10 protein-coding genes are annotated in these 9134 nt (G+C 72.0%); 1 reads left to right on the top strand and 9 read right to left on the bottom strand.

Annotation, left to right across the window (positions count from 1 at the left end):
• Positions 1-208 precede the first annotated feature (208 nt).
• The 3 genes from BLW04_RS23640 to BLW04_RS23630 all read right to left on the bottom strand — a co-directional run bounded on the left by BLW04_RS23640 (position 209) and on the right by BLW04_RS23630 (position 3038).
• The gene (locus BLW04_RS23640) at positions 209-781 is read right to left on the bottom strand and encodes a PIN domain-containing protein (RefSeq protein WP_091547911.1); all 573 of its coding nucleotides are present in this window, start codon (positions 779-781) and stop codon (positions 209-211) included.
• Between the two features lie 69 nt (positions 782-850).
• Positions 851-1384 carry a helix-turn-helix domain-containing protein gene (locus BLW04_RS23635; protein WP_091547910.1) on the bottom strand — a complete coding sequence of 178 codons (534 nt, stop codon included), beginning with the start codon at positions 1382-1384 and terminating at the stop codon, positions 851-853.
• Positions 1385-1841: 457 nt separating this feature from the next.
• Entirely contained in the window at positions 1842-3038 is a 1197-nt protein-coding gene (locus BLW04_RS23630) for a hypothetical protein (protein ID WP_139307003.1), read from the bottom strand.
• Between the two features lie 578 nt (positions 3039-3616).
• Between BLW04_RS23630 and BLW04_RS23625 the strand changes: the two genes are divergently transcribed.
• Positions 3617-4021: a ribbon-helix-helix domain-containing protein gene (locus tag BLW04_RS23625; RefSeq protein ID WP_091547908.1), complete on the top strand. Its 405-nt coding sequence runs from the start codon at positions 3617-3619 to the stop codon at positions 4019-4021.
• 2 nt (positions 4022-4023) lie between these two features.
• On the opposite strand, the gene BLW04_RS23620 is transcribed toward BLW04_RS23625, so the two are convergent.
• The 6 genes from BLW04_RS23620 to BLW04_RS27830 all read right to left on the bottom strand — a co-directional run.
• Positions 4024-4296, bottom strand: coding sequence for a helix-turn-helix domain-containing protein (locus tag BLW04_RS23620; protein WP_091547907.1), 273 nt, complete (start codon positions 4294-4296; stop codon positions 4024-4026).
• A 700-nt stretch (positions 4297-4996) separates the two neighbouring features.
• A complete protein-coding gene (locus tag BLW04_RS26280) occupies positions 4997-5392 on the bottom strand; it encodes a hypothetical protein (RefSeq protein ID WP_139307002.1) in 396 nt (131 codons plus the stop codon).
• Positions 5389-5703, bottom strand: a complete 315-nt coding sequence (locus tag BLW04_RS23610) for a hypothetical protein (protein WP_091547906.1) — start codon at positions 5701-5703, stop codon at positions 5389-5391. The genes BLW04_RS26280 and BLW04_RS23610 overlap by 4 nt, the downstream gene beginning before the upstream one ends.
• Before the next feature lie 5 nt (positions 5704-5708).
• Positions 5709-7913 (bottom strand): FtsK/SpoIIIE domain-containing protein, encoded by a 2205-nt coding sequence (locus tag BLW04_RS23605; RefSeq protein WP_175484252.1) that lies wholly within the window; start codon positions 7911-7913, stop codon positions 5709-5711.
• Positions 7914-8398: 485 nt separating this feature from the next.
• A complete protein-coding gene (locus BLW04_RS23600) occupies positions 8399-8677 on the bottom strand; it encodes a hypothetical protein (RefSeq protein WP_139307000.1) in 279 nt (92 codons plus the stop codon).
• Positions 8678-8827: 150 nt separating this feature from the next.
• A partial coding sequence (locus tag BLW04_RS27830) for a hypothetical protein (RefSeq protein WP_217631237.1) occupies positions 8828-9134 on the bottom strand: 307 nt, incomplete at its 5' end.

Below are 9134 nucleotides of genomic sequence, written 5' to 3'. Positions count from 1 at the left end.
CCACCGCGGATGGGTTCCCAGCTTGGTGGCGGCCGCGGCCTGGGGCGCTCTTGTGGCCGTGGCGTGGCTGGCGTTCTTCCGACCGGCGGTCATCCACGCTGTCGCGAAGGACTACGCGGAGCGACTCTTCGACGTCTTGGACCAGCTTCCCGCCGATCAGGTTAAGTAGCGGAAGACCACCGCAGCCACCGAAACCGGGTGCGGTGGCTCAGCTACGGATCAGGTCGACTGCCTCGGTCATGCTGTAGCGGGTCTCGAGGCGGTCGAGCACATCGTTGACGGTCCACTTCTCCCCGCTGTGCCCGGAGCGGGCAGCGATGGCCTCGACCGCACGCAGAGACCGCAGCGGGTCGACGCTGACGGTGTTGAGGGCGAACTCGGCCGGCGGGAGGGCCTGCAGGTCGGCGGGGAGCTTGTCGGCCGGGAAATCCTTGAGGTTGGAGGTCACGATCGCTCCCGCCCGGGCGATGACAGCGGCGGCGGCAACGTGCTCATCGTCGGGGTCGGGCAGGTCGAAGGTGCCTTCCAGCGGCTCCCAGCCGATGACCTCGGCGTCGTCGAAGCCGGTCTTCATCTGTTCGATGAGCCGCTGGGCACGCTGGTCGGCATCGGCGGGGAGGGTGCCGCGGTTGGTGAGCTTCGCGGCCTCATGGAACTCGAGCTCTTCCAGGATCGCCGAGCTCCAGACCGGCCGGTACAGGCCCTCGATGGCCAACGAGAGCAGGAAGTCCCGCTGCAGGCTGGGCCACAGCACCGAGGTGTCGAGCAGGGCCGTGAACACAACCGACAGTCTCCCAGCCGGCTCCCGACGTTCAGGAGGCCCGGTGGGAGATCCGGTCTGGACCGGCCGTCAGGACTGTGGCCGGTTGCGGCGACGAGCGGCGACAGCTCGCCGCGCTGTGCGTAGTTGCTCCAACACGGTCTCGGGATCGCCTTCCTCGACCGTGTCGGCGGCCATGGCTTCCAGTGCCGCGTACTGGTCCCGGCGGCGTTGCGCGCGGTAGGCGAGCACGTCGCGCAGCAGGATCCGGCGATGGGTACCGGTCCGCTCAAAGGGGATCTTCCCGCCGTCGAGCAGCTTGATCACCGTCGGCCGGCTGACCCCGAGCAGGTCGGCTGCCTGCTGGCTGGTCAGCATCTTTGACTGCGGCACCACAGTGACCGCCAGACCTTGATGCATCGCCTCAATCACCTGGCGGAGCACCCGGTAGGTCTCCTGCGGCAGCTCGACCTGCTCTCCCGGGGTGGCACCGGCAAGGAAGTAACGCAGCTCGGGAGTGCCTCGGCCTGCCTCCTCGTGGGCGGCCAGGAAGTCGTAGAGGCGGGCGACGTCGCTGTCGGTGTCGGGCAGGTAGGTCTCTTGGCTGATCGGCACGGCGGTCATCAACTCCCCTTCATTCGCAGGAAACGTAACACCTTTGCGTTCCTTGCGGCAGTAGGTTCGCTGGTTTCACCCTGTGAGGTCACAGCGAGCGTCTGACCTATGCGCTCACTGCCTCGAGTGTGGCCGCTTGGGGACCTCGGCCACTGGTGCAGCTCCGATAGCTCGACAGGGGAGGCACCCGGTGCTTGTCCAATACGTGCCGGACGGCGGTCTGGGAGTGGGTCGACGAGCTCGCCGACCTCTCGGAGGGACCGGCCGGTGGCGTACTGGTCGACGACGAAGGCCTCCAGCTGATCCTGGAGCCCGGGACTCATCACGGTTTGGAAGAAATCTCCTCGCAAGGTCCCCGCAGCGGGCGCCTTCGCGATGGGTCGGCGACCCCCCCTCGGCGGCGAGGGCGGGCGCCGCGCGCACCGAGATCCCGGGGGAGTGCTGCGCGCCGGCACGACTGGTGCGGTCAGCTGCCCCCCGGCTTGTCCTGGGCTGCTTGCGCGTCGGTGAGGGCTTGTTCGGCGCGGGCGGCCGTGGTCTCCGCGCGCCGCGCCCGGTTCTGGGCGTCTTCCAGGGCGCGGCGGACGGTGGTGAGCTCGGCGGCGAGGTTGGCCCGCTCGTCGCGGGCGTCGCGGGCGGTCTCTTCGGCGCGTTCGGCGCGGGCTTCGGCGGCCGCGGCCCGTTCGGCCTGGGAGCTGGCTTGGGTTTCGGCGACCTCGGCGCGCCCCTCGGCCCTGCTCTGGGCGACTTCGGCGCGGGCGGCGGCCCGCTCGGCTTCGCTCACTGCGGCGCGGGCTTCGGTCTCGGTGCGCGCCACCTGTTCCCGGGCGTCCCGTTCGGCGGCGACAGCAGCTTCGCGGGCGGTGTCGGCGGCGAGGCGGGCGGCGTGCTCCTCGGCGCGGGAGGTCTCCGCGCGTTCGGCGTCGGCGCGGGCGGTCTCGGAGTCCCGGACGGCGAGGTCCCGGGCTGCCTCGGCCTCGGCCCGGGCGGTCTCGGCTTCGGCGCGGGCGGTCTCGGCGGCCAGCCGGGCGGCGTGCGCGGCCGCGGTCTGGGCTTCGGCGTCTGCTTGGGCGACCCGGGCGGCCTCGGCCTCGGCCTGGGCGGTCTCGGCGGCGGCGAGCGCGGCGTCCCGTTCGGCGCGGGCGGTCGCGGCCGCGGTGTCCGCGGCGGCGGCATCGGCGAGTGCTTCGGCGGCGGCGGTCTCGGCGGTCGCGCGCAGCCGTTCGGCGGCTGAGGCCCGGGCGTCGGCCTCGGCGACGTCACGGCGGGCGTCGGCGGCCACCGACGCGCGTTCGGCCTCCACCGACTCGGCGTCAGTGGCCTCGGCCAGCGCACCGGTGGCGATCGTGACCTGGTCGGCCATCCCGGCCAGCAGCCCAGCAAGCCGGTCGACCGACACCGCCAGGGTCGCCGCGGCCATCGACGCGGGCCGCTGACTGGCTGACGCCGGCTGCCCGGCGACCACGGCCCGGGCGACCTCCCGGTCCCGGGAACGGGAAGCCGCGTAGAAGGTCGTCCGGTTGTGATCGTCCCGGTCGCAGTAGGCACTGGGCCGGCCGCCGGACGCCGGCGGTGGCGCGATCGGCCGGACACACTCCCCCAGCTCGTGGAAACGGCACACCGTCACGGCCGGTGCGCCGGCGGGGGTCCCGGGCGTTGTCATGTACCCACTTTAGCAAATCATCACCATTAGCGCAACCGGTTACGCACGTAACCGGTTGCGCTATCGACGGTGCAGTGTCCGGCCGTCTCGGCGGCCACTCCGCTGCCGGCGACGGCGAGGACATGCCCCCCCTCGCGGGGGTGCCTTTCCCCGTGCGCTGTCGGACGCCGGGGGCCCCCCTCAGCGGGCCTTGCTCGCCGGTGGAGCCGCAACACTGCCTCGGTCGCGTGGGCGTGCCCGGCGCTGGGCGGCGGTGACGTCCTCGAGTTCGGGGCCGAGCGGATCTGGCCGCCGACGCGGGTGGGACTCGTGGACCAGCCGGCCGACCAAGCCAGCCAGCCAGTCGCTTGCTCGAGCGCCGCGGAGGCGGGGGGGTCTGAGCCTCAACGGAACAGTGGTTGGCGCTTAAGGCTGGGGTTGAAGAGGGTCAGCGCTGGACCCCCTGCAACTCGTAGCGCTGGCCGGAGTTGGCAGGCAAGGGTCCAAGTGTCGGCGCAACGCAGTGCCTGGGGGTGTGTGCGGTGGCGGAGCCGCAGGGGCCCGGTAACGCCTCTTCTGACGGACCGGCGCGAGGAGATATGGTCGCGATACCGGAAGGCGGTATCGCGATGTCGGATCGGGTTGACCTGCTGTTACACAAGGCGCTGCAGGCGCTGGAAGCGGATGAGCGGGATGAGCTTCTCCGCGGTCTCCTGCTGGGACGGTTGGGCGCCGGGGTGTCCTCCGAGGCCGGGCTGATGGTTGGCCCGCCGGCCGCGGCGCGGGCCGCGGTGGGCAGCGAGCGCCTCGCGTCGCTGCTCGGCTGGGAGATCGACGCGTCGGCTCGCGCCGGGACTCGACTGAAGGTGCTTCCCGTGCGGCTACCCGAGACCGAGCACGAACGGTTGCGGCAGTTCTGTCAGGCCAGCGGTTTCAGCATGGCGGTGGTGATCCGGACCCTGGTGGAGCGCTTCCTCAACCAACACTCGGCGCAGCCGGGCTGAGCTCAGGGCCGGTGCGGGTTGAGCCCCACGTCGGCGATCCGGGCGGCGCCGCGGCCGCGGCGGGGGACCTGGTGCTTGTCCAGCACGCGGCGGACGGCGGTGGGGGTGCGGTCGACGAGCTCGGCGATCTCACGCAGCGACCGGCCGCCGGCGTACTGCTCGACGACGAAGGCCTCCAGCTGCTCCTGCAGCTGGCGACTCAACACGGTGCCGGTGCGCGCACTGCCGGCGAACCGCGGCAGCGGTCGCAGCTGCGGCCGGGGTGGGTAGGGCACGCCTCAAGACTGCTCAGGTACGGGCGGGCCAGGCCATGAGCGGGGGGATCTTGTCCCCGAGATAGGTGATGCCGCTGTCGGGGTCGGTGGTCTCTTCGCGGTGTTCGTGGCTGCCGCCGGCGTGCGCGATCGCGGCCAGCAGCAGCGTTAGTGAGCGCCGGTCCAGGCCGGAGGCGACGTCGCCGAGGTCGATGGGCTGGCCATCGACGAGGGAGGCTGCGGCGCGCAGGACCCGCAGCTCGCCGCTACTGCCGAAGATCCGACCGGTCGCCAGGGCCTGATCGAGGTCGCCCCACTGGATCTGTGCCCAGCGGTCCCCGGTGGTGGCGTCTTCCTCGACGGCGATGAGGTCGGGCGAACTGCCCCGGCCCCTTCGTGGCCGCCTCGATCAGGACGGCGGTGGTGGCCTCGTCGTCGGCCTAGACGGCGACGGCGGCGGCGGCGGCGGCCTGGTCGAGGGTCAGGTCCGCGGCCGCAACGGCGGCGGCGGTGGCCTCGTCCAGCCGGGCGACCCCAGCGGGCCTTGGCCACGCGCTTTCGGCCGAGACCGGTGGACTTGGCCACCCGGCTCACCGACACCCCGAGGTCGATCATCGACTGCACGCCTTGGGCCTCCTCGACGGCCGACAGTCCGGCGCGGTGCAGGTTCTCGGTCAGCATCGCGCCGACGTGGCGGGCCTGCCCGGCGCGGTCGCCAGAGTCAGCGGGCCAGCGACTGTGCGGCCGAGGTGCTGCGGGCCATCCTCTCGACCGGGCGGGGCCGTCCGCCCATCCAGGCCTGGCCAGCAGCCAGGCCGGTGTAGGTGTCCAACGCAGCGCGCAGCGCACAGCGTCCGTCGGTGCCGGTCTCGGGGCATCTAGAGCACAGCCGCAAGGCCGGAGCAGCAGCAGCGGCGGCCTCGTGGGCCGTGGGTGCCTGGTCATGGGCTGCCTCCTGCTGGCTCCACCAGTCGCCGCGGCCCCCGCACAGGGCCAGCCCGTCGCTGGTCATCTCGCTGGCGACCTGGCGCGCCCGGAAGGCCTTCGAGATCGGACGCATCGGGGGGACGTTCCGTGCGGCGACGGTGTCCTCGTGGAAGCGGGGCGCGGCGGTCATCGGTCCACCTCGGCCGCGCGGCTACGGAACACCCGGACGGCGACGCTGCCGAGGAAGGCGAGCAGGCCCAGGACCAGGGCGCCGAGCAGCAGGAGCCGCGGCAGGTCCAGCCCGGCGCCCTCGCTGGCGGGGATGACCACCAGCGGGTCGTGTGCGGCGTCGACCAGGACGTGGTGGTCGGTCAGCCAGCCCACCAGCGACGTCCAGGCGAACGCGAGGATGGCCGGGCCGGCGATCATGCCGCCGAACAGCAGGACCATCAGGTCGTTGGGGTCAGTGCGGCCGTCGGAACGGACCTGGGGTGCGCTCATCGTTGTCACTCCTGCAGTTCGGTGGGGCGCCGGACGGTGAAGCTGGAGTCGGTCGGGACGGACAGGACGCCGCTGTCGTCGTCGTCGCTGCGCCAGGACAGGGCCAGATAGCCCTCGTCCTCGAGGTCCTCGGTCGGGTCCTCATCGAGCACGCCCCAGGTCATCTCGTCCTCATCGATGAGGACCAGGTCGCCGGCGGACAGGGAGCGGGCGGCCATGGAGGTGGGGAACCCGTAGCCCTCGAAGGGATCGAAGGTGCGGTCCTCCTCTGTGGAGGCGGTGACTCCGGCGGGGCGGTCGTCGACGGCGCCGGCGTTGACCAGCCGCAGCTGCGGCCTCCGGCCCACGGGTGCCGCGGGGCTGTCGGTGAGACCGAAGACGGTCATCGGGGAGGCCAGCGTGCGGCCGTCGACGTGCTCGCCCATCCGGGACTCGACCGGGTCCAGGTCCGGGCGGTCGGCGGCGCGGACCCACTGGGCTGTGGCGTAGTCGCTGTAGGTGGGCTCGTCGATGTCGCTGGTGTCGATGTCCAGCTCGCCGCGCGGCGGGACGATCAGCAGCCGGTCGTGCACCACGCGGGTCGGGCGCAGCTGGTCCAGCAGCCGCGCCTCATCGCTGCCCGGGAGGGTCTTGCGCGGGTCGGGGGTGCGGTAGGTCTGGATTTCGACGGCGCGGTTGTCGTCGTTGATCGTGGTCGCTCGGCCGCGGCAGCCCCGCGGGATGGAAGTCCCGATGGTCGGTGACTCCCACATCATCATCGCGCCCTGGGGTGAGAGCCGGCCCATGGAGACGCGCATACGGAAGTTGTCGCGCATGTCCCCGCCGAAGTACTCGGCGTCGGGCCGCTGGGTGCCGAAGACCAGGTGCACCCGGCTGGTGCGGCCCTTGCGGGCGAGGGAGCCGGCCTCGATGAGCACCAGCGGCTTGGTCGGGTCTCCCTTGACCTTGACCCCGGCGTACCAGGACATCAGGTTGGCGCGGAAGTCCGCCCACTCGTCGAGGAAGACCAGCAGCGGCTCGAAGTCGCTCTCCCGTGCCTGGCCGGAGGTGATGAGCTCGTAGCGGCGCTCCATCACCTCCCAGGCCCGGTGGATGATCGCCACCTGCTGCTCGATGCTGGTCCCGACGATCTGGACGTTGGGCCAGCTCTGGAAGCCCAGGAACTCGATGGACTTGCCGTCGACCACCCACACCGGCCAGCCATAGCCGGTGACCTGGGTGAGGATCGTGTGCGCGGCGGCGGTCTTCCCGGTACCGGGTGAGCCGACGAGCATGAGGTTGGGGTCCACCGCGGGCCGCCAGACCATCGCCTCGCCGTCCTCGTCGACGCCGTAGGGGATGGCCAGGGAGTCATAGGTCTCCAGCACCGCGTCCGCGTCGGGGCGGACGGTGACCGGCAGCCAGATGCTGGACGGGAAGCTGGGCCGGAGCTCGAAGCGGAAGCCGTCGTTCTCCATGTCCCAGTGGGCTCGCCACCGGCCGGGCAGCATGGTGGACAGGATCCGTTCGATGCGGGCGCGGTAGCCCGGGGCGGCCAACTTGGCCCCGGCCTGGTGACGTCCTTCGATGAGGACCAGCTCGCCGTCGACGAACTCGGTGCGGTCGATGGTCGCGGTGGGCCCGATGAGTTCGCTGATGGTCCGCTCGGCGCGCACCTGTACCGCCGGCGCGCTGAGCTCTTCAGCGACGGGACCGGCCAGCCGAAGCCGCAGGCGGCAACGCTGGTGGTCGATCAGGTCGATCTCGTAGCGCTCGAGCATGAGCCGGGTGACCGCGGTGAGGACGTCGCTCTGCCACTGGGGGTCGCGGTCATCCAGCCCGGGGGCGTAGCGCGCCACGATCTGGGTGGGGATGCCTGGCCAGCCCCATCCCCATCGCGTCGGGGTCACCGCCCGCCGGTCGAGGGTGCGCAATCCCAGCTGGGGGGCCATCGCCTGCAGGAGCCGGTCGGCGAGCTGTCGGCGCAGCTGCTTGCGCTTGCCGTGCGCACCGACCGCCACGGCGATCGGCACTGAGGCGATGAGGGCGGTCCGGCCGGCGGCGAGGTGGCCCAGGAGCTGACCTGCCGCCATGGCCGCGATGCCGGTGGCCACGCAGAGCACCGCGTTGCGCAGCCACGGCGTCGTCGGTGTGGCCATCTGCATGGCCGGTGCTGCTGGGCCGTCGATGCGCCGGCTCGATGGCCGGCGCGTGGTGATGGGCCGGGCCATCTCGCCTCCCCTGCTGCGGGTCTGTGACATCCGGGGAAGGTCGCGGGCGGCCCGCGGTGTGACAGGCGGTGCCCGCACGGTGGCGGGCACCATGCGCGCACGGTGACAGGGCTGCTGTCAGGGAGGTGGCGAAACCGCTGCCGGCGCAGTGGCGGGCGCAGTGCGTGGGAGGTGGCGGCGACGGGGGCCGCGCACTGGCGCGAGTGGTGGCACGGCGGCGGCGGACAGGAGTGCGCCAGCTGGTGGGCAGGTGGGGGCCAGCCTTGCCCAAATTGGCCGCTTGACGCTCTACCTAAAATCGGCCTCGGGCATGGTTCTCGGAGAGGTTCTGACCGAGGCCGATTTGGGGTGACCGTAGCTCCGACTACTTCTCCACCCTCGCCGGACACGCTGCCGAGCTGCTCGTGAGCACCGGTCTCGCGCCGGCGCCGCGGCTGGACGCCAGACCGCGCCCGCCGACCGCCGGGTGGGTCGGTGGGCTCTGGTCAGGGCCAGCTGAGGATCTCCGGCGGGGCGATGCCGTCCAGGGGCACCAGCCCGCCGGTCGTCGCGGTGACCTGACCGGTGGCCAGGTCGACCAGGTGGGCCTCGACGCGCTCAAGGGGGCCGGGCGGGTTCTCCCCCATCATCTGCCCCAGCGTCAGCTCCTCGAAGGCACCCAGTGCGCAGGCGCTGCTGCAGTGCCCGCTGATGACGGTGCCGTCGTGAGCTCGGCGGATTTCATGGGTCACCATCAGCCAGACCGGGGCGGTGTGCGTCGTCATGGCCCCAGCGTGGCGGGCCGGCGCGCGCGCCGGGGCCGCGGCCGGCTGGGGCTGTGGACAACCGCCGGTTGTCCACAGATTCGGCCGCTGGTCGACCACCTGGTGCTGAGGCGTCATCGCGCGGCGCTCGCGCACCGAGTCGCGGTCGAGCTAGTCGGCTTGCTCGACCCTGGTGACCTTCCACCCGGCGGCGGAGTCCTCCGCGCGGATGATCACGCGGAGCCCGGTGTTGTAGACGGCGACGACGTCGACGACGGCTTCACCGGCGCTCACCACCTCGAGGCTCTGCAGAGCGGCGCTCGGTACCCGGTCGGGGGTCAGCTGGCTGTACTCCGCGGTCAGGTAATCACTGGTCCAGCGGACTGGAGTTGACCCGCTTCGGTGGACACCCTGAACTTGGGCGATGTGCCCGAGGAAGGGGTCCTGATGGGCCGTCCGAGCAAGTACTCCCCGGAGT

It is taken from the genome of Modestobacter sp. DSM 44400, assembly GCF_900107175.1.
Lineage (GTDB): Bacteria > Actinomycetota > Actinomycetes > Mycobacteriales > Geodermatophilaceae > Modestobacter.
Note: the sequence above shows the minus strand (reverse complement) of the source record. Positions and strands in the feature narration are given on the sequence as shown.

What these genes read in the sequence shown, in the direction of transcription:
- BLW04_RS26280 (WP_139307002.1), bottom strand. Translation starts at nt 5,392, where the DNA reads ATGACCGCCGCGCCCCGCTTCCACGAGGACACCGTCGCCGCACGGAAC.
- BLW04_RS23635 (WP_091547910.1), bottom strand. Translation starts at nt 1,384, where the DNA reads ATGACCGCCGTGCCGATCAGCCAAGAGACCTACCTGCCCGACACCGAC.
- BLW04_RS23630 (WP_139307003.1), bottom strand. Translation starts at nt 3,038, where the DNA reads ATGACAACGCCCGGGACCCCCGCCGGCGCACCGGCCGTGACGGTGTGC.
- BLW04_RS23600 (WP_139307000.1), bottom strand. Translation starts at nt 8,677, where the DNA reads ATGACGACGCACACCGCCCCGGTCTGGCTGATGGTGACCCATGAAATC.
- BLW04_RS23610 (WP_091547906.1), bottom strand. Translation starts at nt 5,703, where the DNA reads ATGAGCGCACCCCAGGTCCGTTCCGACGGCCGCACTGACCCCAACGAC.
- BLW04_RS23625 (WP_091547908.1), top strand. Translation starts at nt 3,617, where the DNA reads ATGGTCGCGATACCGGAAGGCGGTATCGCGATGTCGGATCGGGTTGAC.
- BLW04_RS23605 (WP_175484252.1), bottom strand. Translation starts at nt 7,913, where the DNA reads ATGGCCCGGCCCATCACCACGCGCCGGCCATCGAGCCGGCGCATCGAC.